Origin of the sequence: Streptomyces sp. NBC_01089 (assembly GCF_045162975.1) — a bacterium.
Taxonomy (GTDB): Bacteria; Actinomycetota; Actinomycetes; order Streptomycetales; family Streptomycetaceae; genus Streptomyces.
Map to the genome: position 1 here is coordinate 616,455 of NZ_CP108660.1, position 26,076 is coordinate 642,530.

The following is a 26,076-nucleotide window of genomic DNA, read 5'->3' on the forward strand; positions in this document are numbered from 1 at the left end:
GCTCAGTGGGAGTCGCGTCCGGCCGTGCGGCGCCGCCCCTGTTGCGCTACTCGGCGTCGTAGCTGACGCGGAGCTGTTCGGTCAGCGCCGTGGACTGGCAGGCGAGGATGTAGCCCTCGTCGAGATCCGCCTGCTCGAGTACCTCGTTGTGCTCCATCGTGACCTCGCCGGACAGGAGGCGGCAGGCGCAGGCGCTGCACGAGCCCTCCCGGCAGGAGAACGGCGCGTCCAGACCCGCTGCCAGCAGCGCGTCGAGGAGCTTGGTGCCGGCGGGCAGCGGCACCGTACGGGTCTCGCCGTCGAGCCTGACCTCCACCGAGCCCGCGGGGGCAGCGGTGCCCGTCGGGGCCGGGTCACCGGCCGATTCCGGTTCCGCGAACGGGTCGCCCGCCGACGAGGAGAAGCGCTCGACGTGCACCCGGCCCGGCGGGGTGCCGAGCCCGGTGAGGACCTCGACGACGGTGTCCATGAACGGGCCGGGACCGCAGACGAACGCCTCGGCTTCGGCGCGGGGCGCGGCCAGCTGGCGCAGCCCGGCCGCGGTGGGCAGGCCCTGGACCGACTCCAGCCAGTGCACGACGTGCAGCCGCAGCGGGTACGCCCGGGCCAGGGCGATCAGTTCGTCCCGGAAGATCACCGAACTCTCGTCCCGGTTGGCGTAGAAGAGAGTCACGGTGCCGGAGCCCGCGTGCAGCGCCGACTTGAGGATGGACATGACCGGCGTGATCCCGCTGCCCGCGGCGAACAGGACGAAGTCGGTGTCCAGGGTCGCCGGGGTGAACGTACCCGCGGGGCGCAGGACTTCGAGTGTGCAGCCCTCCTTGACCGTGTCGCAGATCCAGTTGGAGCCGTGGCCGCCCCGGGTGCGCTTGACGGTGATCCTCGGCTGCTCGCCGATGACCGGTGAGCTGGCGAGCGAGTAGCAGCGGGCCACGCTGCCGGGCCCGCCGCCGGCCTCGGGGATCCGGACGGTGAGGAACTGGCCCGGCCGGTAGGCGAACCGGCCCGCGTCACCGGGTTCCGGTTCGAGGACGAGCGAACAGGCGTCCGGCGTCTCGGCGATCACCTCGGCGACACGGACGCGCAGCGGACGGGGATATGACATCGGTCGGTCTCCTGGGTGTGCGACACGGCCTGGGGTCCTGCGTCAGGCCGGGCTGTTCTGGCGGGCCCGGGCCGCGTGCTGTGCGGCGATGTGGCCGAACACCATGGCCGGTCCGATCGTCGCGCCCGCCCCGGCGTACTCGCGGCCCATGACGGAGGCCGAGGTGTTCCCCGTGGCGTACAGGCCGGCGATCACGCTGTGGTCGGCGCGCAGTACACGGCTGTGTTCGTCACAGACGAGCCCGCCCTTGGTGCCCAGGTCGCCGACCTCGATACGGATGGCGTAGAAGGGGGCCCGGGTGATCTCGTCGAGGTTGGGGTTCTTCAGTGTCGGGTCGCCGTAGTAACGGTCGTAGGCGCTGTCGCCCCGGCCGAAGTCCTCGTCCCGGCCCGTGACGGCGAAGCCGTTGTACCGCTGGACGGTACGGGTCAGGGCGTCGGCCGGTACGCCGATGCGCTCCGCGAGTCCGGCCAGGGTGGCGTCCCGGTGGACGACTCCGCTGTCGTAGTAGCCCTGCGGGAACGGCGCTCCGGGCAGGACCTGGGCGAACGGGTACCGGGCGCGGGCCTTCGCGTCCATCACGAACCAGGCGGGGACGTGCCCGCCCGCGAGCTGGTCGTGGACGAAATTCACGTAGGGCGCCGACTCGTTGGTGAACCGCTCCCCCGCCGCCGACACGATGACGGACGGCGGGATGCAGCGCTCGGAGACCAGCGGGATCACGGCGCCCGACGGGTGCTTGACCGACGGCATCCACCAGGCGTCGTCCATCAGGTCCACGGCCGCGCCGGCCTGCTGTCCGGCGACGATGCCGTCCCCGACGTTCTCCGGGGCACCGGCGCTGACGTCCTCCTGGCCGCCGTCGGGCAGATGGCGTGCGCGCAGGCCCGCGTGGTGGTCGAAGCCGCCGCTGGCGAGCAGGACGCCCTGACGGGCCCGGATCCGCAGCATCCGGCCCTCGCGCTCCACGACCGCGCCGGTGACCGTGCCGTCGGCGCCGGTCAGCAGGGTGCGCATCGGGGAGCGCAGCCACAGCGGAACGCCCTGGTCCTTGAGTGCCATCCGCAGCCGGGCCACCAGGGCGCGTCCGCCGGTGGACATATGGCGCCGGCGGATCACGTTCGAGGAGACCCGCCAGGCCGCCACCAGGGAGGCGCGGCGGCCCTGCCAGGTCCGCTTGACCATGGCCAGGTCGTGGTAGTCCTTCGAGGTCAGCCAGAGGCCGAGCGGCCCCTTGAGGCTGTTGGGCCGCTGGTGGGCCTCGTCGTCGCCGAGCTTGCGGGTGTCGAAGGGCAGCGCTTCGATGGTGCGGCCGAGCGGGCGTCCGCCGCTCTCCTCCGGGTGGTAGTCGGAGTATCCCCTGACCCAGAAGAAGCGCAGATGCGCGCTGCGGTCGAGGAGTTCCATCAGCGGGGCGCCCTGGTCGACGAAGGCGTCGAGACGGGCCTGCGGCACCGTCCCCTCGGTGATGGCCTCCAGGTAGCGCAGTACGGATTCCCGGTCGTCGACGACGCCCGCGCGGCGCAGGGTGGGGTTGCCGGGGATCCAGATCCCGCCTCCGGAGATCGCGGTGGAGCCGCCGAACGTGCCGCCCTTCTCGACGATCAGTGTGTCGAGCCCGGCATCGGCCGCGGTCAGAGCCGCGGCCATGCCGCCGCCCCCGCTGCCGACGATCAGGAAGTCGACCTCCTGGTCCCAGCCGTCGGACCCGGTGCCGGGGTCCGTGGCGCGGGTGGTGTTCCCGGTCATCGCCCGCTCCCTTCGCGGGTGGATTCGCGGGTCAGGAAGGCGAGTACCGCGCTCTCGAAGGCCGCTTTCTGCTCGATCATCACCCAGTGCCCGCAGTCGGGGAAGACGTGGAGTTCTCCCCGGGGGAGGGTGCGCATCGGCAGGAGCGCCATGTCGACGGGGCTGACCCGGTCGTCCCGGCCCCAGGTCAGCAGGGTGGGCGCCTGCACCTTGTGCAGCATGGCCCAGTACGGCGCGGTGTCGGAGGCCGCCGTGGCCCGTGCGGCGAAGGCCGCCCTGCCGTACATCTCGCGGGCGCTCGCGAGGGTGTCCGGTGCGGTGGCCTGGGCCCAGCGCTCCTCGATGAGCTCTTCGGTGACCAGGGCCGGGTCGTACACCATGGAGTGGAGCCACCGCACCAGAGCCTCGCGGGTGGGGTTCTCGGTGAAGTCCATCAGCAGCCTGATGCCTTCGCCGGGGCTGGGGCTGAAGACGTTCTTGCCGATGCCGCCGATGGTGACCAGCCGGTCCACCCGCTCGGGGTGGCTGATCGCGAACCGGGTGGCGACGATCCCGCCCATCGAGTTGCCGACGATGTGCACCCTGTCGAGACCGAGCCCGTCGAGGAAGTCCGTCACACTCTGCTCGGCGGTCACCATGGGGTGGCCGCCGGCGGAGTCGCTGACCCCGAACCCGGGGAACTCCAGGATCAGGCAGCGGAAGTGCGCGGCGAAGAAGCCCAGGTTGCCCCGGTAGTTGCGCCAGCCGGTGACCCCGGGCCCCGACCCGTGCAACAGCAGCAGCGGCGGGCCTTCGCCGGCCTCGTGGTAGCGCAGGACGCCGCGGTCGGTGGCCAGTTCGCGCAGGGTGGATTCGTAGCTCGGGTCAGTGGTCATCGTCCGCCTCGGTCAGAAAAGGGAGGGGGTAAGTGCCGTCTTCAGGACCGTAGGCCGCCGGTCCCGGCCCCACGGGGCCCGTCCCGATCAGCGGGATCGGGTGGCCGTGCCGGGGCCCGTGCCCCGATCAGCGGGATCAGGCGCACGGGCCCTGTACGGCCGCGGTTCAGATCCACTCCCCGTCCCGGCCCGCGTTGGTCAGCCGGTCCATGAGCTCCGGCGACCAGGTGCGCTCCGGGATCTGTGCCTCGCGGCTGTTGCGGCGTACGGTCTCCCGCTCCGGGAACAGACTGCGGGACACCTCGCGGGCGGCGTTGGCCACGAGCGGGGCCACCCGTTCCAGCCGGGCGGTCCGCTCGTCGCCGCTGAGGGAGATGGCGGCCACCGGGCCGTCGGGTCCGCGCAGCGGCGCAGCGGCGCACGACACACCGGGGAGCGCTTCGCCCCGGTCGAAGGCGAGGCCGTGCCGCCTCCTGATGCGGTCGAGTTCCTGCCGGAGTGCCGGCAGGTCGGCGATGGTGCGTTCGGTGCGGCGAAACAGCACCTCGGGCAGGAGTGTGTCCACCAGCTCGGGTTCGAGCCAGGCGAGGATCGCCTTGCCCACCCCCGTGGCGTGGGCGGGCGCGTGCCCGCCGACCCGGGACGGCAGTCCGCTGGCGAAGCGGCCGCCGATCTTGTCGAGGTATACGACTTCGGCGCCTTCGAGCACGGCGAGATGCACCACCATGCCCGTGCGCAGGTGCAGTTCGTGGAGCAGCGGCGCCGCGGCTTCGCGGATCTCACCGCGGCTGCCGTCCTGGCCGCCGAGGCCGAGGGCGCGCGGGCCGAGCCGGTAGCCGTACGAGGTGTGGTCCAGCCACTGGCAGCCGACCAGCTGGTCCAGGATCCGGTGCGCGGTCGAGCGCGGAAGCCGGGTGCGGTGGGCGACCTCCTCAAGGGTCAGCCGTGCGGAACGGCTTTCGAACGCGTCGATGATCAGGGTCATCCGCCCGATCATCGACGGCGGGAGCTCACAGGGTCGTGGTGGGGCCCACCCGGGGTGGGGTGATGCGACGAGGGGCATCGAAGCCTCCGAGTCCTTCGCCAGAGCGACGGAAGTTCACAGAACTGAAATGAATTCTTGAAAAACGTAGCAGGACTCCTCCCTCCGGGGAAGACATCGGACACTCCGGACCTGATTCGGCCGGTCCGGCCGCCGCACACGCGTGAGGGGCGGACACGGGACCGGTCCCGTGTCCGCCCCTCGGGGCACCTCAGGCAGTGGCGGGCTTCTGCGTCCCCGTGGTGTCGAGCCCGGCGACGTCGTACGCCGCGTACGTCCGGTACGGGTCACGTCCGCTGAAGTACGGCGTCAGCTGGGCGTCGAGCTCCTCCGGGGTGAAGCTGCCGTCGGCCGCGCTGAACTTCCGCTCCACGGTCGGCGGGGCGAGCAGGGCGACCATGTCGCCGTATACGACGAAGACCTGCCCGTTGATCTCGTCGGCGGCCGGCGATGCCAGGTGGGCGACGAGGGTGGCGACCCGCTCGGGCGCCATGATGTCGAGGCCGCCCGGCGCGTTGACGCCCTCACCGAAGGACTCGGCGGTCATGGCGGTACGGGCCCGCGGGCAGATCGCGTTGGCGCGGACGCCGTAGCGGGCCATTCCCTGGGCGGTGGCCAGGGTGAGAGCGGTGATCCCGGCCTTGGCCGCCGAGTAGTTCGGCTGCCCGGGGGAACCGAACAGGAACGCCTCGGACGAGGTGTTGACCACGCGCCCGAAGACCGGACCGCCGGACGCCTTGGAGGCCGCGCGCCAGTGCACGGCGGCGGCCCGGGAGAGCCCGGCGTGGCCCTTGAGATGGATGCGGATGACGTCGTCCCAGTCGGACTCGCTGAGGTTGAACAGCATCCGGTCGCGCAGCACACCCGCGTTGTTGACGATGACGTCGAGGCTGCCGAAGGTCTCCACGGCCGCCTGCACCAGGCGGTCGCCCATGGCCCAGTCCCCGACGTCGCCGGTCACCGCCACCGCCGCACCGCCCAGCGACTTGATCTCACCGACCACACCGTCGGCCGACGGGCCCACGTCGTTGACCACCACGTTGGCGCCGAGGCCCGCGAGTGCGAGCGCCTCGGCGCGGCCGAGTCCGGCCCCGGCACCGGTGACGACGGCGGTACGCCCCTCCAGGGTGTTCGTCGAGCTCATGCTGCCTCTTTCCGTGTTCCGTCGAGCCGTTGGATACGCCGGCGCACCCCCTGGGTGCGCCTCACTCGCGAAACTAGTATCTATTCTATTTTTCCATCCGGTGCTGTCCCGATGAGTGGACTCACCCGGCCTCCGGCAGTTGTACGGTCGCGGTTCCGGCCACATGGGTGCCGAGGCCGTTGGTGCCCTCGACCGCGATGTCGACGGTGCGGTCCGCGTCGGACGTCGCCGTCACCGTGCCGGTGAGCACCAGGGTGTCGCCGGGGTGGCTGGGGGCGCCGAGCCGGATACGGATGGCCTTGACGACGGCGGCCGGGCCCGCCCAGCCGGTGACGTACCGGTCGACCAGGCCGTTGCTGGTCAGGATGTTCATGAAGATGTCCCGGGAGCCGCGCTCGCGGGCGAGTCCGGGATCGTGGTGCACATCCTGGTAGTCGCGGCTCGCCAGCGCCGACGCCACGATGAGGGTGCGCGTCACCGGGATCTCCAGGCGGGGAAGCCCGTCGCCCGCGGCCACCTCTCCGTACGCCCTGGTACGGGGCAGGGGGGCGGCCGATGCGGGGGTGCCGGGTACCGGGGCGTCCGGCGGGCTCACGGGGGTGGCATCCGGCTCGGTCACCGGATTGGTGTCCGGCTGGGTCACTGGACTGGTGTCCGGCTCGGTCATGAGGCCACCGCCGCGCTCGTCAGGAGGGCGCCCAGGCGTTCCAGGTCGGCGCCCGCACCGCCCAGGGTGGTCGAGATCTGCTTGCCCCACAGGAAGTGCCGGTGCACCGGGTAGTCGGTGTCGACCCCGATGCCGCCGTGCAGGTGCTGGACCCGGTGGACGGTGTTCAGACCGCCCTCGGTGGCCCACCACTTGGCGACCAGGGCCGCCCGGTCGGCGGACGCGGGGCCGGCCGGGGTACCGGAGAGGTCGCCGGACGGCTCGGTCAGCGCGTCCACCGCCTGCCACAGCGTGACCCGCATCGCCTCGACGTCGATGTAGCAGTCGGCGAGCTGGTGCTGCACGGCCTGGAAGGTGGCGAGCGGACGGCCGAACTGGTGGCGCTCGCGCAGGTGGTCGGCCGCGTGCCGCAGCGCGCCTTCCGCCACCCCCAGCTGGACGGCGGCGAGCGCCACCGAGGCGTCGCGTACGAGCCGGGCGACTCCCCCGTCGCCCGGGGTGCCCACGGGATCGCCCGCGGCCCCGTCGAGGGTGAGGTGGGCGCTCAGGTCGTGGCTGGTGGTCTCGGCGTGGTCCCAGGACACCCCGGGGGCGTCCTGGGCGACCAGGAAGAGCCCGGGGCCCGCCTGCGTGGTGGCCGTCACCAGGACGTGCCGCGCACCGGACGGCGCGGGCACCACGGCCTTGGCGCCGGTCAGCCGCCAGTGCGGGCCGTCCGCCACGGCCGTGGTCCGCGGGGCGCGCGGATCGGCGGGGCCGAACTCCTCCAGGGCGAGCGTCATCCGGCCGCCCCCGTCCGCAAGGCTCGGCAGCAGATCAGCCCGCTGCCGACCGGTGCCGTACGCGGCGACGGCGAGCGCGCCGGTCAGGGCCGGCCACAGCGGTACCGGCGCCACCCGGCGGCCCTGCTCCTCCAGGAGGACACAGAGCCCCGCCATCCCGAGCCCGGCGCCGCCGTCCCGTTCGGGCAGCAGGGCGCCGAGCAGACCTGCGGCGGCCAGATCGGCCCACAGGGCTTCGTCGACGCGGGCCTGCGAGGTCTCCACCTCGCGCAGCCGCTCGGGCGTCGCACGGTCGGTGAAGATCTCGCGTGCCAGGTCACGGACGGCTTCGAGCTCTTCTCCCAGGGAGAAATCCATCAGGGTGCCTCCGTCGGGGCGGGCCGGAAGACCGGCAGGGTCAGATCGGGGTCGGCGTCGAGCCAGTCGAGGACCACGGGCATGTCGATCTCCACGTCCTCGGGTGCGACACCGGTCAAACCGGCGATGAGGCGGGTGCCTTCGGCCAGTGCCACGACCGCGACGGCCATCGGGAAGTCGAAGGCGGGGTGCCGCGGATGGTGGTTCACGACGAAGCCGTGCACCCGGCCGCGGCCGGACGCCTCCACGGTGTCCCACTCGAAGGAGTTGCACTCCGGGCAGCAGGGTCCCGGCGGATGGCGCAGCAGGGAGCACGCGGTGCAGCGCTGGACGAGCAGCCGGTGCCGCTTCGTGCCGTCGAAGAAGAAGGCGTTGTCGCGGTTGACCGCCGGCCGGGGGCGCAGGGCACGGGCCGCCTCGGGACTCCCCTCGGGGCCCTCCTCGCGGGCCGCCGCGGGACTTCCCTCGGGACCCTCCTCGCGAGCCGCCGCGGATGCCGGACGGAACCTGAGAGTCCGCCAGCGCTGCGTGGCGACGGTCTCACCGTGCTGGTCCGTGTACGTCTTGAGGGTGGTGACGAACCGTCCGGCGCCCAGCCCGGTCCGCTTCTCCTCCGAGATCGACTCCACGGTCTCGCGGACGGTGACATGGTCCCCGGGCACCAGCTCCCGCAGGAAACTGAATTCCGAGTCCGTCGCCACCACGGACGTGTATCCGCCCTCGGCGAGGAGGCCGACCAGTTCGTCGAAGCCGCTGCGCACGGCCTGCGGCGAGACGGTGGCCGCGTATCCGGGCATCGTCCACGCCTGGACCATCGACGCGGGTGCCACCACCCCGTCGCGCCCGGTGGCACGGGCCGAACCGGCGTCGGTGTACACCGGGTTGGTGTCGCCCATCGCCTCCGCCCAGTGCCGGATCATCGGCTGGTTGACGGGGTCCTGGGCCGGTGTCGCGGCGCGCAGTTCCCGTCCGGTGAAGGCCCGCAGCCGCTCTTCGTACCCGGTGTCCTGCCGGGTGCTGTGCCCGGTCACGCGGCCCGCCCCTTGCGCGGCAGCCCGAGGCCCTGGACGGCGACCATGTCCCGCAGGATCTCGTTGACGCCGCCGCCGAAGGTGTTCACGATCCCCTGCCGGGAGAGCTGTTCGATCTGCCCGGCGAGTACCGCGCCCGGCGACTCGGGGCGGATACGCCCTGCGGACCCGAGTATCTGTGTCAGCGCACGCTGGACGTCGATGTGGGTCTCGGTGCCGTACGCCTTGGCCGCGCCCGCTTCGGCCCCTGTCAGGGTGCCGGCGGCGACGGCGGCTGTCATCTTCCAGTTCATCAGCCGCATCGCCTCCAGCTTGGCGTACGTACGGGCGAACTCCCGCTGCACCCAGGGCAGTTCACTGGTCCCGTTCGCGTCGGCCCAGTCGAGGACCTGCTCCCACAGCTGGATGCTGCGGCCGCCGAGAGCGGCGAGACCGATCCGCTCGTGGTTGAGCTGGGCGGTGATGAGCCGCCACCCGCCGTCCACCTCGCCCACCACGTCGCCGGCCGGCACCCGGATGCCGCTGTAGTACGTGGCGGTGACGACCATGCCGCCGACCGTGCGGATGGGGCTCCAGGAGAAGCCGTCGTCGGTGGTGGGCACGATCAGGATGGAGATGCCCCGGTGCTTGGGGGCGTCCGGGTCGGTTCGGGCGGCGAGCCACACGTAGTCGGCGGTGTTGGCGCCGCTGGTGAAGATCTTGCCGCCGTCCACGACGTACGCGTCACCGTCCCGGACGGCCCGGGTGGTCAGCGAGGCCAGGTCGGTGCCGGCCTCGGGCTCGGTGTAGCCGATCGCGAACACGATGTCGCCGGAGAGGATGCCGGGGAGGAACCGCCTCCTGTGCTCCTCCGACCCGTACGCCATGAGGGTCGGGCCGACGGTGTTGACCGTGACGAACGGAAAGGGCAGGCCGGCCCGCTGCACCTCGTCGAAGAACACGTACTGGTCCTCGACCGGGCGCCCCTGGCCGCCGTACTCGGTGGGCCAGCCGATGCCGAGCCAGCCGTCCGAGCCGAGCCGTTTCACGACCTCACGGAAGCGGTCGCCGCCGACGCCCTCCTCGCCGACGCGACGGCGTTCGTCCTCGGGCATCAGGCCGGCGAAGTACGCCCGCAGTTCTCGCCGCAGCTCGCGGTGCGCGGCGCTCTCGCGCAGTTGCATGTGTCGTTCTCCTTGGTTGTCGCCGCCGCGCGGAACCGGACCAGCCGCTCAGCGCGGGAAGTGCCTCCAGGGCCTCTCAGGGCAGGAAGCGCCCACGCCCGCCGGCCAGGAACTCGGCGCGCAGGGCCGCCTTGTCGTCTGCGGTCATCGGCGCGTACACGGCCCGGCCCCGGCCCTGCCAGCGGTACACCGGGTCGTCGGTGCGCCAGCCGTCCAGCTGCATCTCCTTCTTGCGCAGCTTGTTGGAGCCGGTGGTGGGCAGCGCGTGCGATACGCGGACGAAGCGGGGGGCGCCCTTGGTGCCCAGGTCCTCCTGGCGGGCCAGGAATCCGGGCAGGTCCAGATCCTCGAAACGGGTGCCTTCGGCGATCTCCACCGCGGCCATGACCTGGTCGCCCGAGCGCGGGTCGGGCACCCCGAAGACTCCGGCCGCCACGATGTCCTGGTGCCGGCGCAGGACCCGTTCGGTGAGCAGGGCGGAGATGTTCTCGCCGTCCACACGGATCCAGTCGCCGGACCGCCCGGCGAAGTAGAAGTAACCGGCCTCGTCCACATAGCCGAGGTCTCCGGTCCAGTACCAGCCGTGGCGCACGCGCTCGGCGTTGGCGGCCTCGTTGGCGTAGTAACCCTCGAACCGGGCTGCGCCCTCGGTGTCGACGATCTCGCCGATGGCCTCTTCGGGGTTGCGTACCCGGCCGTAGACGTCGACGAGTGCGGGCGGGCAGGTCTGCCGGGTGGTGGGGTGCACGATGCGGACGCTCTCCCGGGCGGGCACGCCGAGCGCGCCGGCCGGTCCGCCGGAGACCCGTTTGAGCATGCCGCTGCCCTCGCTCGAGCCGTAGCCCTCGATGAGCCGGCAGCCGAAACGGGTCAGGAAGCGGTCCGCGTCCTCGGGCGACGCCTCGGTGCCGAAGGCGTGGGTGAGCCGGTTGTCGGCGTCGTCGGGTGTCCCGGGGCGGGCCAGGACGTAGCCGATGGCCTTGCCGACGTATGTGAAGTAGGTGGCCCCGAAGTGCCGTACGTCGGGCAGGAATCCGGAGGCGGAGAACGCGCGGGGCAGGGCGATCGTGGCGCCCGCGGTGAGGGCGGGTGCCCATAGCGCCATCAGGGCGTTGCCGTGGAACAGCGGCATCGGGCAGTAGCAGATGTCGGCGCGGGTGATGTCGTACTTGGCGCTGTTGGACGCGCCCAGCGCGGCGAGCCTGCCCTGCGAGCAGATCGCCGCCTTCGACGTACCGGTCGTGCCCGAGGTCAGGAGCAGCAGCATCGTGGTCCCGGCGGCGACGTCCGGGGCGGCCCGCAGGGGCCGGCGCCCGGCGTGGGCGGCGAGACGGCTCGCGTACCGCGGCTCGTCCACGACGAGGAACCGGTCCTGGTCCACACCGATGTCCAGACCGCGCAGCAGGTCGGTGCCCGCCCGGTCGGTGACGATCAACTGGCAGTCGGTGTGCCGTACTTCGCGTTCGAGTTCGGCGCCGCGTCGGGTCGGGTTGATGCCCACGACCGCGGCCCCGCAGAGCGCGGCGGCGCCGAGCCAGAAGATGTACTCGGGCACGTTCTCCAGGAGTACGCCGATGTGGAACGGGCCCTCGGTGCGCGACTCCTCCGCCCAGGCGGCGCGGGCCGCGCTCTCCGCGACCACCTCGTCCCAGGTCCAGGTCTGTTCGCGGGTCACAAGACCTGGGTGGTCGTCACCGGCACGGGCGAGCAGCAGGTCGGCAATCGTCTGATGTGGCAACGTCGGTCCCTCTCACCCGGAGGACGGGTTTCTCGATCTCGTACGGGCTTCTCGATCTCGGTACGGAGCCGGAGTGGCGCGGCTGCGCCGGTGTTCCAGGGTCGTGAGCGCCGGGGCCGGGCACGGAGGGGCCGGGTGGCCGCCCGGTGCGGGCGGTTACGGGTGCCGTGTTGTCGTGGCCGGCTTCTGGACGGTAGCCAGGGCCGGCGGGTCCGCACGGCGGGCGTCCCGGTCAGCGGGATGCGCGGGATACGTACGGCCGGGGGGCGCCGCCGAGGCCCGCGCAGCCGCCCCCGTAGCACCCGTCAGGGGCCGGTATTCCACTCATCGGGAACGGACGTCGGCACCGTGGGCCGCTGTCCTAGCGTCGGCTCCCTGCCCGTTCCCGGGCACAACTCCGTACCGTCCCCCTCGAGGTGAAACCGATGACCGCAGAGTCCGTGTCCCCGCCCGAGGCCGACGAGGAGACCGCCGACGAGGAGACCGCGCCGACGCCGCCCCGGATGCGCGACACCATGGGGACCTTCGCGTCGGGGGTCACCGTGGTCACAGGGACCGACCGGGACGGCGCCCCGGTGGGCTTCGCCTGCCAGTCGTTCGCGTCCGTCTCCCTCGAACCGGCCCTGGTCCTGTTCTGCGCCGACCACCGGGGGCGCACCTGGCCGATGATCAGGGAGTCGGGGCGGTTCACCGTGAACATCCTGACCGCACAGCAGACGGATCTGTGCGCCCGGTTCGGGTCCGGCAGAGGCCGCAAGTTCGACGGCCTGCACTGGGAGCTCTCCCGCTGGGGAACACCGTCACTGCCGGGCGTCCTGAGCCGGGTGCACGCCGATGTGTACGACGTGCACGGCGCGGGTGACCACGACGTGGTGGTGGGCCGGGTACTCGGGCTGGAGACCGTGACCGACCGGGAGCCCATGCTGTTCTACCGCGGCGGCTTCGGCATCGAGACCCCGGCGGCGCTCACCACGGTCCCGGATCCCTGGGGCTGGGGCGATCACTGGGGGTGAGCGCGGGGCGCTCCGCGGACGCGCCGGTGACCGAACCCCTTAACCTCGTGGATATACGAGGAGGAGCGGTTCGTGGTGGAGCAGTCGGCGAGAGCGAAGGCCGGGTCCGTTGCGGGTGCCGCACGGCCGCGCAGCGCACGCGGCGAGGGTGACCAGCTGCGCAAGGAGATTCTTGCCGCTGTCAACCGGCTGCTCGGCCACTGGGGCGGGATCGAGCGGCTCACCATGCGGGCGGTCGCCCGGGAGGTCGGTGTCGCGGCGCCCAGCATCTATCTGCATTTCACGGACAAGGCCGAGCTGGTGTGGGCGGCGCTGGAGGACAAGTACGCCGACCTGGCCGCGCGGATGCACGCGGCGGACAGCGCGTCGGCAGAGCTGGGGCCCCGGGAGCGGCTGCGGGCCCAGGTACACGCGTACTGCAGGTTCGCGCTCGACAATCCGGGGCACTACCGGCTCCTGTTCGAGGTTCCGCAGCCCGCTGTCGCACAGGGCCGCATCAACCGGCACCCCTCCCGGCATGTGTCCGCCGGGCTGCGCACGGCGTTCGACCGCTGTCTGCGCGAGGGGTTCACTCCCACTCTGCCGGTCGAGCAGGCGGCACTCACCCTCTGGTCAGGTCTGCACGGCAACATCGCCCTGAACCACGCCCTGCCGCAGAGCGCCCCCATGGGCGACCTCATCCTGCAAGTGGCCGACGGGCTGGTCGATTCCCTGGTGCCGGACCCGCCCGCCGACGGAGCGGTACGCCCGCAGGCGGCCGAGACCGCCGCCTCACGCCGGATCAGGGCGATGCTCACCGGGCTGGCAGGCCAGGACGCCGGTCAGGACACCAACTCCGGCTGACGCCGACACGTTTGACGACTTCCGGGTGGAGGACTAGCGTCCCTGACTGAACTTAGTTAGGTGACTGGGGCAACGATGCTGGTGCCCCCGGTCACCCGGTCCGCGCCGCCCTCACCGGGGCTGGACGGGAGGAAACTCGCGTGGAAATCTCCATCGACTACGACAAGTGCTGCGCGGCGGGGCAGTGCGTGCTCGCCGCACCCGAGGTCTTCGATCAGCGCGACGAGGACGGCGTGGTGGTCCTGCTTGACCCCGGCCCGCCCGCCACCGAGTACGAGAACGTGCGCCAGGCCGCCGCCGTGTGCCCGGCAGCCGCCATCGAGGTGAGCGAGTGAGTGACCGCACCCCGTCGTACGCCGACGTCACCGATGCAGGCGCCGCCGGAACGGGGAACCTGACATGACAGCAGGTCAGCAGAGTCGGGCCGGTGTCGTGGGGCTCGGCATGATCGGCGCGGGAGTGGCCGTCAGCCTCGCCCGGAGCGGCCGGCCGCCGGTGACGTACGACATCCGGCCGGACGCGGCGGACGGGCTCGCAGGCGTCCCGCAACAGGTCGGCTCCCCCGCCGCCGTGGCACGGAGCAGCGATGTCGTGATGGTCGCCGTTGTCGACGCCGCCCAGGCGCGTGACGTCATCGGCGGCGAGAACGGGCTGCTGTCGCAGGCCCGGCCGGGGCTGACGGTCGTCCTGCTGTCCACGGTCGCGCTGCCGGTGGTCCGGGAGCTCGCCCAGCTGTGCGCGGACAGCGAGGTCGCCTTCCTCGACTGCGGGGTGACGCCGGGCGACAAGGCCGCCGAGAACGGCATGGTCGCCATCGTCGGCGGAGCGCGGGACGCCGTGGACGCGGCGCGTCCCGTCCTGGACGGCTGGGCGAGGAAGGTCGTCCACTGCGGGCCGGTCGGCGCCGGTATGGCCACCAAGATCGCGCGCAATGTCATCACGTACGGCAGCTGGCGCGCCGTCTTCGAGGCCGCCGCTCTGGCGCGTGGTGCAGGCGTCGACCCGGCCCGGCTGGCCGAGGTCGTCGACAGCGCCGACCCCGACGGCCGTACGCTGCTCCAGCTTCTGCGCCTGCACGGCCCCGACGGCGCCCTGCCCGAGGCCGTCGGCCGGCAGATCGAACCGCTGATGACCAAGGACCTCGACGCCGCCCACGACCTGGGCGCCGCCCTCGGGGTGCCGGTGCCGCTGGTGGACATCGCCAGGGCCGAGGCCGGGCGGACCCTGGAAGTGGGCGAGCAGCCGCCTCCCGAAGAGGACCAACTGCACGACTTCGGTCTGGAGATGATGGACCAGGTCTATGGCCCCGGCTTCAGTTCCACGCTGCGGGACAGGCCGGCGGATCCGTTCCTGGACGAGACCGTCGGCTATCTCTTCGCCCAGGTGTGGGGCCGGGCCGGACTGTCCGTACGCGACCGCCGTCTGCTCACCCTCGGTGTCGCCGCCTCCACCGGCCGGGCCGAGCTGATCGAGATCATCGCCAATGGCGGTCTGGTCAACGGCGAACTGACCGCGGATCAGCTCCGCGAGGCCGTCCTCCACCTGGCCGTCTACACCGGCTGGTGCAACGCCACCGCCACCCATGCCGGTGTCACCGCCGCCATCGCTGCCAACACTCCCCGATCACAAGGCGCTTCCGACCGCCAGGAGCAGAAATGACCGAGCGACTCGTCAGCCAGCCCGTCAACCGTGACCCCGCGAAACCCCTGGATCCTCCTGCGGAGTTCACGGAGCTGCGCGAGGAACAGCCCATCCTGAAGGTCCGCTTCCCCAACGGGTCGACCGGCTGGCTGGCCACCCGCTTCGAAGAGGGGAGCCAGGTCTTCAGCGACCCGCGGATGAGCGCCAGGCGGTGGCGCCACGACACCCCGGAGGGCGAAGTGGCCGAACCCGGCGACGACTCGCCGTTCGATGTGGGCTTCGTCTTCATGGACGAGCCCGAACACGGGGCCTACCGGCGGCTTCTGACCCGTCACTTCACGCCCAAGGCCGTACAGACCAGACTCCAGCCCTACCTCGACAAGATCGTCGATCAGCATCTGGACGCCATCGCCGCAGGGCCCGAGACCTTCGACTTCGTCGAGGCCATGGCACTGCCCATCCCCTGCCTGGTCATCTGCGAACTGCTCGGCGTCCCCTACGCGGACCGCGACGGGTTCCATCACGCCACCGAGGCCATGATGGACATGGGCCGCGGCCGCGAGGAGCGCGACCGGGGCGCGCACTGGCTGATCGACTACATCACCGGCCTGGTCGCCGAGAAGCGCCGCACCGGCGACACCGACGGCATCCTGGCGGAACTCATCAACAGGACCGAGGGTGAGAACGCGGCACTGACCGACCGTCAACTGATCGGTCTCGGTGTGCTGTTGCTCTTCGCCGGGCACGACACCACCGCCGCCATGATGGGTCTGTCCACCCTCACCCTGCTCACCCACGACGAGCAGCGCCACAGTCTGATGGAGGCCCCGGACAAGATCGGCGGCGCCGTCGAGGAGCTGATGCGCTTCCTCACCATCGTCCAGTTCGGCCTGGGCCGGGTGGCCAAGGAAGACCTCGAGATCGGTGGTGCCCGGATCAAGCAGGGTGAGCTGGTGGTCGTCGCCATGAACGCGGCCAACCGCGACCCCCGCGTGTTCCAGGACCCTGACGCACTTGATTTCGACCGCAGGATGACCCGGCACATCGGCTTCGGCTACGGCGTCCACGCCTGTCTCGGCCAGAACGTCGCCCGGGCCGAACTGCGGACCGTACTGCCCAGGCTGTTCGCCCGCTTCCCGAATCTGCGCCTCGCCACCCCGCTGGAGGAGGTCCCGATGGACTTCACCGGCACCAACTACGGCGTACGGAAGCTGATGGTCACCCGCTGACCACTCCCACCGCCCGGCGCGGTGCGCGAGGCCGGCCCCCTTCCGGCCGCGTACGCCGCCCGGGCGGCCCCGGCCACCCGCTGCGCCGCACCGGACGCCCCGCCGGGCACCACCCGTACCCATCACCCCCAACTCCACCTGGTGGTGGGCGGCCCTGCCGATCGTGACGCCCGTGGTGCCGGTCGTCGTGGACCTGCCCCTGACCGGGCTGCTGCCGGTGCACGGGATCGCCATGGTCCCGGCGACGGGCATCCTCATCGGTGGCACGCTGACCGCGGCCGTGTCGGCCGGCCGCCACGCGCTGGACGAACTCCACAGCCGCCATGGCGAGTTCGAGGCATACCTGGCTCTGGGTCTCCTGCCGCGGGAGGCCCGGCTGGAAGTGGCCCGCCCCGCCGCTTCGGAGGCCCTGCTGCCCGGTCTCGACCAGACCCGCACCGTGGGGCTCGTGACCCTGCCCGGGGCGTTCGTCGGAATGCTGCTGGGTGGCGCGTCCCCGCTGACCGCCGGCGCCGTACAACTCTTCGTACTCGTCGCCCTCATGGCCCTACAGGCCCTGTCGGTGGCCATGACGGTCGAGCTCATCGCCCGCAGCCGGCTCCACCGCTCGGCCGTCGAGCGCCGCCGGCGCTACTCGTTGTGGGGTACGACGATCACCGGGGCCGCGGAGTGATGCATGGCCGCGTGGGTCACATGGCCGATGCGCGCCCCCAGGTGGAGGCCCGGCGCACGGCGGCCGACCAGGAGGAGCTGGGCGCCGCGGGAGCAGTTCACCAGGTGGTCGGCGGTGCTTCCGGCGTGCGAGTCCTCGCGTACCGTCACGTCCGGGTACTTCTCGGCCCACGGCCGCAGTGCCTCGCCGAGGCGTTCCTTCTCCTTCTCGACCAGGTGCTCCTTGTGCTCACGCCCCAGGTGGGCGGTGTCCGGCAGGATCGGGGCGAGCGCCTTCCACCCGTGCACCACATGCAGGGGTGCGCCACGCCTGGCGGCCGTGGCGAACGAGAAACTCATCAGGTCGTCGCTGGGATTGTCCAGATCAACGCCAAGGACCACTTCGCGCCCGGCGGGCTCCGGCGCGGGTCCGGTCGCTGCCCCGGCCGCGGCGTCGCCCGGCCCGGCGGAGGCGCGTACGAGGGCCACAGGACCGGTGGAGTGGGCCACGATCGACTGCGCCACCGACCCGATGACGAATCCGTGCCAGGCGCTCAGCGCTCTGGAGCCGAGAATCAGCAGCTCGGATCCGTTGCTCTCCGAGAGGAGTGTCGGGACCGGCGCCCCGCCGAGCACCTCAGCGGTGACTTCGAGCCCGGGGTAGCGCCCGGCGAGAGCGGAAGCGGCCTGGTGCGGCACATGTCTGATCCAGTGGCGCTCGGTGCGGGCGTCCATCAGCGTGAGCCGGTACGGCTGCCACTCCCACGCGTACACGATCCGCAGCGGCCGTTTTCGGTGGACGGCCTCCTGCGCGGCCCAGTCGACAGCGGCCTCGGCCTCGGGGGAGCCATCGAACCCTACGGTGACGGGGGTGTTCATGGCGGCCTCCTGAGCGCGTCCATCTCCCCGAGTACATCCAGCTCCCCGAGCACATCCAACGTCGAACGCAATCCTCTTCCCGAACGCAATCCTCTCCCCGAACGCAATCCTCTCCCCCGAACACATCCCTTCTCCCTCAAGCATGCTCCTCGCGTACGGGACCCGGAACAGGCCGGCCCGGTCCCCCTGGGCCGTCCGGGCCCGTTTGCGCCGACTGGAGAGCAAACGCAAGCTGGTGGCATGACGTTCGCCGCCCCCGGTGCGGAGACTCAGCCGGCCTGGGCCGTGGAGAAGGCCGATCGGCTCCGGCCCCCTGGTCCGGCGCCGGCAGCCCGTACCGGTTCCGGGCCCGGGTGATCTGTTGCTCCGGGTGGAGGCGTGCGGTGTCTGCCGCACCGATCTGCACCTGGCCGAGGGTGACCTCCCGCCGCACCGGCCGTCGACCGTTCCCGGCCATGAGATCGTGGGCCGGGTGGTCGCCGTGGGCGATGCGGTGACAGCGTTCCGTACCGGTGACCGAGCGGGCGGGGCGTGGCTGCGCGGCACCTGCGGGAGGTGCCGCTACTGCCGTGCGGGGCAGGAGAACCTGTGCCCACGGTCCACGTACACGGGGTGGGACGCGGACGGCGGATTCGCCGAGCTGACGCTCGTCCCCGCGTCCTTCGCCTACCGCCTTCCGGACGCGGCGGATGCCACTTCCCTGGCTCCGCTCCTCTGTGCCGGGATCATCGGCTACCGGGCGCTTCGCCGCAGCGCGCTGCCCGCCGGAGGACGGCTGGGTATCTACGGCTTCGGGGCGTCGGCCCACCTCACGGCACAGGTGGCCATGGCCGAGGGGGCCACCGTCCACGTACGGACCCGGTCCGCGCAGGCACGTGCGCTGGCGCTGGAACTCGGTGCCGCTTCGGCGGGCGAGACGTACGAACCCCCGCCCCGAGCCGCTGGACTCGGCGATCCTGTTCGCTCCCGTGGGCGATCTGGTTCCGGTGGCGCTCGAGGCGCTGGACCGCTCCGGCACACTCGCGATCGCCGGCATCCACCTCACGGATGTGCCCGTACTGAACTACCGGCGCCATCTCTTCCAGGAGCGCGATCTGCGCAGCGTCACCTCCAACACCCGCCAGGACGGAAGGGACTTCCTGGCGCTGGCCCAGCGCGTCGGAGTGCGGGTCACCGTGAGCCGTTACCCGCTGAGCGGTGCCGACCGTGCACTCGCCGACCTGGCGGCCGGCCGTGTCCGTGGCGCCGCCGTGCTCGTACCCGGCTGAGCACCCGGAAGTTGGCCCCACCCGGAAGTCGGCCTGCGGACGAACGGGGCCCGGCGCCTGCCGGTCCTGGTCCTCGGGTTTGCGGGCTCCTCGGCCTCGGGCCGCGGGTGCGTCAGCCTCGGGCCGCGGTTTCACGGTTCGCTGCGGTGGGACCACCGCGGTTCGACCTCTGCCCACTCCTTCTCCCAGCGGACCCCGCACTGCCGGTCGTGCCATCGCCAGAGCCCTGCCCGGGCGCCGCCCGCGAGGGCCGCCGCCCCCGCGCCGGTCGCGACGCCCACAACGCTTCCGGTGAGGAGCCCCGGTTGCACCTCCGCCGAGTTGACGGGTGTGGCCTTCTCCGAGCGGTCCACCCAGATGAGCACCCGGCTTCCCTTCTTCTGGTTCTCCGTGGCCGCCACCACGCCCGTGTGCGACCCGCTCCGGTCGGTCCACCGGACGGGGGCGGACCCCACCGCGCCTCCCGGAGCCGCGCCGGGCACGACCCGTTTCGTGTCGGCGGTCAGATGCGCTGTCACCAGGTGCCGTCCCGCGCTCCTGGCCCGGGTCTCGTGCAGGCTGTGGTCATAGGCGGTGCTGCCCGCCGCCCACCCCGCGAGCGGGCTCCCCACCACCAGTACCAGCAGCAACAGAAGGCTGCAGACGTAGTGCACACGGTCGTACGGCCACGGTGGGGCGATACAGTTCCACGCGGTCCGAAGACGTGATGGAGGGCCGCTCCGCCCTTGGTGATCCCGCGTTGTCATGGTCCGGCCTCCGGAACTCACCGGATGCTGCGCAGTTGGCCCCCGGCCAGAGCCCTTGAACCTCTTCCCCCTCCATGGTGGCGCCGATCAGCCCGCCCGGCCAGGCGGAATCATGAGGGGCCACACGGCCGTACGTCACCGGGCGTGGTGCCACCAGTAACGTCCGACGGTGAGTTCCTCCAGGTCACGGAGCCGGTCAGCGGCCATCTCCTCGTGGCTTCCGGGGTTTTCGAACGCGATACGGAGGTCGGCGACGAGGTGGGCGGCCTCCCGGGCCTCGCACTGCCCCCGGAGGGTCTCCGCAGGAGTCCCCGTCGCCCCGGCAATGACGTCGAGAACGGTCTCCAGGTGCGGGCCGCTGAACCGGGCCAGGAAGAACCAGTCGTCGGCCGGTTCGCCGAAGCGGGCCCATTCGAAGTCCAGCAGGGCCGTCACACTCCGGTCGCGTACCAGCCAGTTGTCCCAGTGGCAGTCCGCGTGGACCGGGACGACCGCCCGCGCGGGCAGCGGCGCCCGTTCCGCGATGGCCGTCAGGCCGTCGAGCACACGCCGGGGAACGGCCCCCTGCCCGTCCAGGGCCGCGAGGTTCTCGACCTCACCGATGAGCGCGGGCCCGCTGACGAAACCGCCGTGGTCGAGAGGTTCCCGCAGGAGCTCTTCGACGTCACCCGACGGCACCCAGTCGTGCAGGGCGCCGAGCCGCTGGACCGCCTCCCGCGCCAGCAGCCGCGCGGTCTCACCGTCCACACCGGGCAGCCCCATGCCGGGCGCGGCCCCCGGCACCCGGACGTAACAGGCGTAGCGGATGTCGTCGGTCCCCAGCCGGTGAACGCCGCTGCCGAGCAGGGGCGCGGCCAGCCCGGCGGGCAGGTGGGGCGCGAGGGCGATCTCCCGGTTCAGCCGGGTGTGGCCGCCGGCATCGATGATCTTCACGACGGTGTCCGAGCCGACGTAGACGTGGTGAGAGCGGCTCTCGACGGCGGCCAGGGGGCCGGGGTCGTGTCCCAGGGCGGCTTCGGCGATCGCGCGAGCGGCATCGTGGTCCCGCCGCACGTCGGGCATCGGTTCTCCAGCCGTACTCGGTGATCCTGCTGGTACGCCCGACGATCATCGCTGTACGGAGCAGTGATCCGCAAGGGGATACGGCGGCGGTCAGCCCGGTACGTTCTGCGGGGTCAACGCCCGCAGACGGTGGTCCAGTTCGGCGCGGTAGAACTCGATGAACCCGTCCGGGTCGGGGCCGGCGTTCTGCATCACCAGCCGGTCGAATCCCGCGTTCACGAACGGCTGGGCCACTTCCAGGCAGCGGGCCGGATCGGGGCCGCAGGCGAACAGTTCCAGGATGTCCTCGTGCCGCACGGTGGTGGTGGCCGCCGCGAAGTTGGCGGGGTTGGGCAGTTCACTCATCACCTTCCACCCGGTGACGGCCCAGCGCGAGGTGTCCAGCGCGGCCTGTGCGGCGGTGTGCGCGTCGGGCGCCCAGGCCAGCGGCACCTCCGCGTACCGCGGGCCGCTGCCTCCGGCCTTCCCGTAGGCCCGGACGAGGTCGCCGTCGGGCTGGGTCGCGAAGAGCCCGTCCCCCAGTTCGGCGGCGATACGCGCGGCGAGCGGGCCACCGGCCGCGACCGCGATCGGCGGGAGTCGCTCCGGCAGGTCGAAGACCCGGGCGTCGTCCAGCCGCAGATGACGGCCCTCGTACGAGCGGTAACCGCCCTGCCACAGCAGCCTGATGATGTCCAGCGCCTCACGCAGCAGGGCATGGCGCTCGGGCACCGAGTTGGGGAATCCCCGGCCGGTCACGTGCTCGTTGAGCCGCTCGCCCGATCCGACGCCCAGGGTGAAGCGGCCGTCCGACACCAGCGCGAGTGTCGCGGCGGCCTGGGCGATGACGGCCGGGTGGTAGCGCACGGTGGGGCAGGTGACGCCCGTGGCGAGCCCGATGCGCTCGGTCCTGGCGGCGATGGCGCCCAGTACCGTCCACGCGAACGGCGAGTGGCCCTGGTTGTCCAGCCAGGGGTGGTAGTGGTCGCTGATCTCCACGAAGTCGAATCCGGCCCGCTCGGCCTGTACCGCCTGCCGGATCAGTTCGTGGGGGCCGTACGCCTCGGAGGCGAGCTTGTAGCCGATCTGCATCTGCTCTGCTCCTCATCCACGCGGGCAGCGGAATCCACACCGGCACCGAACCCTCCGTGCCGGCCGGGTCTCCCCCCACATCAGGATAGGCGGATACGCGCCATATGGCCCGTGACCGGCCTCCTCCCCCAGGGGGCGGGCGGCCGGGCCGATCCGCTCCAGCCTCGGCGGGGTGCGGCGAATGTGAGCAGGCCGGGACTCTGAACGGGCTGTCAACAAGCTGTTAGCGTGGCCGGATTCCGTCACCCTGCATGTTCCGATCATGTTCCGAGGCTCTCGATGAAACACCTCTCGCGGAGGCAGTTCGCCGCTTCGTCGCTCGTACCGCTCGGGGCCGCGATACTGCCCGCGGTTCCCGCACATGCCCAGGACAGAGCGGCGCCGGCGCCCTCGCACGGCTCCGGAGAATCCTTCCGGGACGGGCTGTCCGACGTACTCGATCTGCACGGCCTGCCCGATGCGGCGCAGCCCCCCGGGGACAATCCCCTCAACGTCTTCGCCGACCTCGGGGCCTGGCACGCCTACGGGCTGCCGTCCGCGGCTGACCACGCGTACCTCGGAGGGTTCAGCGGCCCCCTGTACGTGGCGGAGGAGTACCCCTGGTATTTGAGCCGTGCCTTCACCCGGTTCGGACTCGACGACGAGCGGTCGGCGCGGGCCGTCGACCTGTCGGCGGACCCCTCGCCCCTGCTGGAGGCCCGGCCGGGCGTCCTGACGCAGTCGTACGCCGTGGACGGTCTGTACGTGACCCTGGAGCTGCGGTACGCCGACAACCGCACCGCCCTGGTCCGGGCGACGGTCCACCACCGCGGCACACGCGACCGCGAGCTGCGCGCCCACTGGACGGGCTCGCTGCTGCGCCACACCAGCGAGCCGGTGCGCAGCGCGCCGAGCCTGCACGCGACCGCTGACGGCGTCGCGGTCCGGTTCGCCGAGGTCCGCTCGTACAAGGACTTCCTGACCACCGCGCAGACCCGGTTCGTTGTGGCACACGCGGCCCGTGTGCGGACGACCGTCCACGGCGACGCGTACCGCACCACCGCGGACCGGCCCGTGCGGCTGGCGCCGGGGGCGACGGCCACGTTCGCCTGGGCCGAGTCGTACACCTTCACGGACGCGGAGCGCCGCGCGGGCGGCCCGGCCGTACGAGAGGCGCTGGCGCACCCGGACCGTGTCGCGGACCGTGCGGACCGGCGCTGGCAGCTCTACTTGTCCCGCGCCCTGGACACCGTGGCCGACGGCCGCCGCCGGGTCGCCGCGAAGGCGGTACAGACCCTGGTGACCAACTGGCGCAGCCCGGCAGGGGAGCTGCGCAAGGACGGGATCACTCCCTCCCTCACCAACACCTCGTTCGCCGGTGGCTTCTGGGCCTGGGACTCGTGGAAGGAGGCCGTCGCGACGGCGGTCTTCGACCCCGAACTGGCCGTCTCCACCCTTGAGTCGATGTTCGACCACCAGATCACGGCGGACTCCACGGACCGTCCGCAGGACGCCGGGATGGTGCCGGACGCGCTGTTCTACAACGACATCCGGAACGGCGGCCTGAACTGGAACGAACGCAACTCCAAGCCGCCGCTGGCCGCCTGGGCGGTCTGGGAGGTGTACGGGCGCGGCGGCGGCAGGACATTCCTGCGCAGGATGTATCCGAAGCTCAGGGCGTACCACGCGTGGTGGTACCGCGACCGGGACCACGACGGGAACGGCCTGGCCGAGTACGGCGCCACGGTGGACCCGGCCAACGACAGCACCGAGCAGCGGCGGCTGGCGGCGGCCTGGGAGAGCGGGATGGACAACGCTCCGAGGTTCGACGGCGCGCAGGTACTGGCCAACACCGACCGGTCGGGACACACGGTCGGCTATTCGCTGGCCCAGCAGTCGGTGGATCTCAACTGCTTCCTGTACGCGGAGAAGCGCTTCCTCGCACGGATGGCAGCCGAACTCGGCTGGCCGGGCGAGGCGAAGGACCTCGACCACGAGGCGGATGCCCTGCGGGACCGGATCGGGGCCCACACCTACGACCCGGCCACCGGATTCTTCTACGACTGCGGGCCGGACGGCGGCGGACCGCGCACGGCGGACGGCAAGGGCATCGAAGGAGCTGTCCCGCTGTGGGCGGGTGTCGCGTCCGCCCGGCAGGCGGCCGGGGCCCGCGCCGCGCTCACCGACCCCGCGCAGTTCGCCACCCCCATGCCGCTGCCGACGGTCGCGCGCAACAACCCGGAGTTCGACCCGACCGGCTACTGGCGCGGTCTGGTCTGGCTCGACCAGGCGTACTTCGCCATCCGCGGCCTGTCCGACTACGGCTACGACCGGGACGCCCGCGCCATCCGTGAACAGCTGCTCCGGCAGGCGGAGGGCCTGCTCGGTGACGGGCCGATCCGGGAGAACTACCATCCGCTGACGGGCGAGGGACGGAACTCCACGAACTTCTCCTGGTCGGCGGCGTTCGTCCTGGAGATGCTGCGCGACGGCTGAGGGGCCCGGGGATGGTGGTTGAGGGGCCCGGACGGACGGGCCCCTCGCCTCCTCAGCTGTGCTGCCGCCCGGGCAGCCAGGTCGTGAGCCGGTCCGTGGGCGTGCGGGCGCGCCAGGCGACGAACTCGGGGTACGTACGGACGCCGTGGTCCAGGACCGCCTGGTAGACCCAGACACCCGCGAGGGACTCGCCCGCCTCGGCGGCTCCCTCCTTGACCGTGAGGACGGCGTTCCGGGTCTCGTCCGTCAGCGCGTCGCGCAGGGGCCCGACCAGATCTGCCGCGCGGGGGCCCGGGTGGCCGGACGGGAGCCACCACATGTCGACCTGCCAGGTCTCTCCTCCCGCGGCCTCGTAGTCCAGACGCCAGTACAGGCCCTGGTCGGCGAGATCGAGGGCGTTGGTGAACCGCAGCCGCCGCACACCGGGCAGCTCGGCGCACGGTGTGAGTGCTGCGAATCCTTGTGCCACCGATGGCACTTCGGAGTAGATCTCCAGATCGATGTCAGCTTCGACCACCAGGTCCAGGGCCACGGAGCCGACGACGACGGGGTCGCCGCAGGTCCGCCAGCGGCGGACCAGATCCAGTTCGCCGAGGATGTCGAGTGCGGCGGCGCGGCGCCTGCGGGCACGGTCCAGGCGTGCGGCTGAGCTGTCCATGGGCCGCATTGTAGGAACGGCCGGCCCCGGGGGCAGCAGTGCGCGTCCCACGCATCCGCAGGCCCGCTCAGGAGGTGAGCGCGACCACGGCCTCGTCGGTATGGACCAGGAAGGTCAGCGTCTGGCGGAAGTACAGCTCGATCTCGTCCGTGTCGTGCGCGGTGTAGCCGATGGAGAGGTCCTCGCTGAGGCGCAGTTCGAAGTCACCGCCCCGGGTGGAGACCAGGAAGGCGCCGTTGAGCGCGGGTGCCCAGATGGGCGGTGCGTCCAGGAGCCGGCCGATATGCGCGGCGATCGGGTACCCGTGGTCGGACGTCTCGCTCACCTCGGTGTACGCGTCGGCACCCAGCAGCAGTGAGTACGGGCCGGCGACTCCGGCGAGACGCAGCGTCGTCAGGGCCCGGCTGACGGTGTCCGGGTATTCACGTACCTCCGACGGCAGGCTGAGCACCGGGTTGGTCGTACGCTCGCGCAGCCCCTCGATGCCCGCTGCGGCGTACCCCTCGAAGATGGCTCGGTCCTCGGCGAACGCCATGGCCCGGGCCGCGTCCTTGACGGGCTGCCAGTCGGAATCCTGCGCGCCGCGTTCGACGTCGTCCACCGCCGCGCGGGTGACCTTGAAGGGAACGCGGAGCTCGACCAGGGGCCGCACCTGGCGCAGTCGCGCGATGACACCGGTCGCCGGGGCGTCGATGGGGGTGAGGTGGCCCGTGCCGACGGCGGCCAGTGCGGGATCGTCGGGTCCTGTCACGTCCACGACACGGCGGCCCCCGACGTTGCGCTGGAACGTGCGTCGGGCCTCCTCCTCGATCTGTGCCCACGCCAGAGGGGTGATCGGGGCGAGGTCGCGGTAGAGGTTGTTCATACCGGTGGGCACGGACATGGAA

At 71.9% G+C, this 26,076-nt stretch carries 23 protein-coding genes and 2 pseudogenes; 9 read left to right on the forward strand and 16 right to left on the reverse strand.

Features of this window, described 5'->3' with window-relative positions; genetic code table 11:
- Positions 1-46: 46 nt before the first annotated feature.
- The 10 genes from OG510_RS02780 to OG510_RS02825 form a co-directional block, all read right to left on the reverse strand.
- A complete protein-coding gene (locus OG510_RS02780) occupies positions 47-1,105 on the reverse strand; it encodes a 2Fe-2S iron-sulfur cluster-binding protein (RefSeq protein WP_406135035.1) in 1,059 nt (352 codons plus the stop codon).
- A gap of 42 nt (positions 1,106-1,147) precedes the next feature.
- Positions 1,148-2,854 carry an FAD-binding protein gene (locus OG510_RS02785; RefSeq protein ID WP_406135036.1) on the reverse strand — a complete coding sequence of 569 codons (1,707 nt, stop codon included), beginning with the start codon at positions 2,852-2,854 and terminating at the stop codon, positions 1,148-1,150.
- Positions 2,851-3,729: an alpha/beta fold hydrolase gene (locus tag OG510_RS02790; RefSeq protein ID WP_406135037.1), complete on the reverse strand. Its 879-nt coding sequence runs from the start codon at positions 3,727-3,729 to the stop codon at positions 2,851-2,853. Before OG510_RS02790 ends, OG510_RS02785 begins: the two co-directional genes overlap by 4 nt.
- Before the next feature lie 166 nt (positions 3,730-3,895).
- Positions 3,896-4,714 carry an IclR family transcriptional regulator gene (locus OG510_RS02795; RefSeq protein WP_406135038.1) on the reverse strand — a complete coding sequence of 273 codons (819 nt, stop codon included), beginning with the start codon at positions 4,712-4,714 and terminating at the stop codon, positions 3,896-3,898.
- A gap of 268 nt (positions 4,715-4,982) precedes the next feature.
- Positions 4,983-5,915 carry a 3-oxoacyl-ACP reductase gene (locus OG510_RS02800; protein WP_406135039.1) on the reverse strand — a complete coding sequence of 311 codons (933 nt, stop codon included), beginning with the start codon at positions 5,913-5,915 and terminating at the stop codon, positions 4,983-4,985.
- A gap of 121 nt (positions 5,916-6,036) precedes the next feature.
- Complete coding sequence (locus tag OG510_RS02805; protein WP_406142284.1) at positions 6,037-6,432, reverse strand: MaoC family dehydratase; 396 nt, start codon at positions 6,430-6,432, stop codon at positions 6,037-6,039.
- A 146-nt stretch (positions 6,433-6,578) separates the two neighbouring features.
- A complete protein-coding gene (locus OG510_RS02810) occupies positions 6,579-7,721 on the reverse strand; it encodes an acyl-CoA dehydrogenase family protein (RefSeq protein ID WP_406135040.1) in 1,143 nt (380 codons plus the stop codon).
- Entirely contained in the window at positions 7,721-8,752 is a 1,032-nt protein-coding gene (locus OG510_RS02815; RefSeq protein WP_406135041.1) for a bifunctional MaoC family dehydratase N-terminal/OB-fold nucleic acid binding domain-containing protein, read from the reverse strand. Before OG510_RS02815 ends, OG510_RS02810 begins: the two co-directional genes overlap by 1 nt.
- Positions 8,749-9,915 carry an acyl-CoA dehydrogenase family protein gene (locus OG510_RS02820; RefSeq protein ID WP_406135042.1) on the reverse strand — a complete coding sequence of 389 codons (1,167 nt, stop codon included), beginning with the start codon at positions 9,913-9,915 and terminating at the stop codon, positions 8,749-8,751. Before OG510_RS02820 ends, OG510_RS02815 begins: the two co-directional genes overlap by 4 nt.
- 76 nt (positions 9,916-9,991) lie before the next feature.
- Positions 9,992-11,653 (reverse strand): AMP-binding protein, encoded by a 1,662-nt coding sequence (locus OG510_RS02825; protein ID WP_406135043.1) that lies wholly within the window; start codon positions 11,651-11,653, stop codon positions 9,992-9,994.
- 425 nt (positions 11,654-12,078) lie between these two features.
- On the opposite strand from OG510_RS02825, the gene OG510_RS02830 reads away from it, so the two are divergent.
- The 6 genes and pseudogenes from OG510_RS02830 to OG510_RS02855 form a co-directional block, all read left to right on the forward strand.
- Positions 12,079-12,666 carry a flavin reductase family protein gene (locus tag OG510_RS02830; RefSeq protein ID WP_406135044.1) on the forward strand — a complete coding sequence of 196 codons (588 nt, stop codon included), beginning with the start codon at positions 12,079-12,081 and terminating at the stop codon, positions 12,664-12,666.
- Between the two features lie 72 nt (positions 12,667-12,738).
- Positions 12,739-13,509, forward strand: coding sequence for a TetR/AcrR family transcriptional regulator (locus OG510_RS02835; protein ID WP_406135045.1), 771 nt, complete (start codon positions 12,739-12,741; stop codon positions 13,507-13,509).
- A gap of 140 nt (positions 13,510-13,649) precedes the next feature.
- Entirely contained in the window at positions 13,650-13,844 is a 195-nt protein-coding gene (locus tag OG510_RS02840) for a ferredoxin (protein ID WP_406135046.1), read from the forward strand.
- A gap of 64 nt (positions 13,845-13,908) precedes the next feature.
- Positions 13,909-15,168 (forward strand): NAD(P)-binding domain-containing protein, encoded by a 1,260-nt coding sequence (locus tag OG510_RS02845; protein WP_406135047.1) that lies wholly within the window; start codon positions 13,909-13,911, stop codon positions 15,166-15,168.
- Positions 15,165-16,379: a cytochrome P450 gene (locus OG510_RS02850; protein ID WP_406135048.1), complete on the forward strand. Its 1,215-nt coding sequence runs from the start codon at positions 15,165-15,167 to the stop codon at positions 16,377-16,379. The genes OG510_RS02845 and OG510_RS02850 overlap by 4 nt, the downstream gene beginning before the upstream one ends.
- 121 nt (positions 16,380-16,500) lie before the next feature.
- A pseudogene (locus OG510_RS02855) lies at positions 16,501-17,052 on the forward strand (ABC transporter permease); the annotation flags it as partial.
- Here the strand turns inward: OG510_RS02855 and OG510_RS02860 are convergent.
- Entirely contained in the window at positions 17,010-17,909 is a 900-nt protein-coding gene (locus tag OG510_RS02860) for a universal stress protein (protein WP_406135049.1), read from the reverse strand. The pseudogene OG510_RS02855 and the gene OG510_RS02860 overlap by 43 nt on opposite strands.
- Positions 17,910-18,168: 259 nt before the next feature.
- On the opposite strand from OG510_RS02860, the pseudogene OG510_RS02865 reads away from it, so the two are divergent.
- Positions 18,169-18,786 (forward strand): annotated as a pseudogene (locus tag OG510_RS02865) (zinc-binding alcohol dehydrogenase family protein); the annotation flags it as partial.
- A 91-nt stretch (positions 18,787-18,877) separates the two neighbouring features.
- Positions 18,878-19,177, forward strand: a complete 300-nt coding sequence (locus OG510_RS02870; RefSeq protein WP_406135050.1) for a hypothetical protein — start codon at positions 18,878-18,880, stop codon at positions 19,175-19,177.
- Positions 19,178-19,308: 131 nt separating this feature from the next.
- On the opposite strand, the gene OG510_RS02875 is transcribed toward OG510_RS02870, so the two are convergent.
- From OG510_RS02875 to OG510_RS02885, 3 genes are all read right to left on the reverse strand, one after another.
- Positions 19,309-19,830 carry a hypothetical protein gene (locus OG510_RS02875; protein WP_406135051.1) on the reverse strand — a complete coding sequence of 174 codons (522 nt, stop codon included), beginning with the start codon at positions 19,828-19,830 and terminating at the stop codon, positions 19,309-19,311.
- Positions 19,831-20,058: 228 nt separating this feature from the next.
- Positions 20,059-20,985, reverse strand: coding sequence for a phosphotransferase (locus OG510_RS02880; RefSeq protein WP_406135052.1), 927 nt, complete (start codon positions 20,983-20,985; stop codon positions 20,059-20,061).
- 90 nt (positions 20,986-21,075) lie between these two features.
- Positions 21,076-22,056, reverse strand: a complete 981-nt coding sequence (locus tag OG510_RS02885; protein ID WP_406135053.1) for a TIGR03557 family F420-dependent LLM class oxidoreductase — start codon at positions 22,054-22,056, stop codon at positions 21,076-21,078.
- A 279-nt stretch (positions 22,057-22,335) separates the two neighbouring features.
- Here OG510_RS02885 and OG510_RS02890 point away from each other — a divergent pair, with 279 nt between their 5' ends.
- A complete protein-coding gene (locus OG510_RS02890; RefSeq protein ID WP_406135054.1) occupies positions 22,336-24,531 on the forward strand; it encodes an MGH1-like glycoside hydrolase domain-containing protein in 2,196 nt (731 codons plus the stop codon).
- Between the two features lie 52 nt (positions 24,532-24,583).
- Here the strand turns inward: OG510_RS02890 and OG510_RS02895 are convergent, their stop codons facing one another.
- Complete coding sequence (locus OG510_RS02895; protein WP_406135055.1) at positions 24,584-25,189, reverse strand: hypothetical protein; 606 nt, start codon at positions 25,187-25,189, stop codon at positions 24,584-24,586.
- A gap of 67 nt (positions 25,190-25,256) precedes the next feature.
- Positions 25,257-26,072 (reverse strand): family 1 encapsulin nanocompartment shell protein, encoded by an 816-nt coding sequence (locus OG510_RS02900; RefSeq protein WP_406135056.1) that lies wholly within the window; start codon positions 26,070-26,072, stop codon positions 25,257-25,259.
- Between the last annotated feature and the right edge of the window lie 4 nt (positions 26,073-26,076).